The organism is Methanocalculus natronophilus (assembly GCF_038751955.1).
Lineage (GTDB): Archaea > Halobacteriota > Methanomicrobia > Methanomicrobiales > Methanocorpusculaceae > Methanocalculus > Methanocalculus natronophilus.
In genome coordinates this window covers 493-714 of record NZ_JBCEXH010000049.1, presented here as the reverse complement: position 1 = coordinate 714, position 222 = coordinate 493, and the positions used below count along the sequence as shown (strand labels likewise).

Genomic DNA, 222 nt, shown 5'->3' with positions numbered 1-222 from the left:
GTCTTTAGCATAGTGCTTGCGAAGGTTTTCCGCAGAGTCTTTAGCAATGATCTCCCCTTTATCAATAATGACCACTTGATCACAATTGATCACTTCTTCCATATAATGCGTGGTTAGAATAATGGTTGTTTTAGTCTCTAATTGAACCGTTTTTAAAAAGGACCAAAGTTGCTTTCTAACACTTGGGTCTAATCCGGTAGTGGGTTCATCTAAAATAAAATA

General features: G+C 36.5%; 1 pseudogene. It reads right to left on the bottom strand.

Features of this window, described 5'->3' with window-relative positions:
• A pseudogene (locus tag ABCO64_RS10325) lies at nt 1–222 on the bottom strand (ABC transporter ATP-binding protein); the annotation flags it as partial.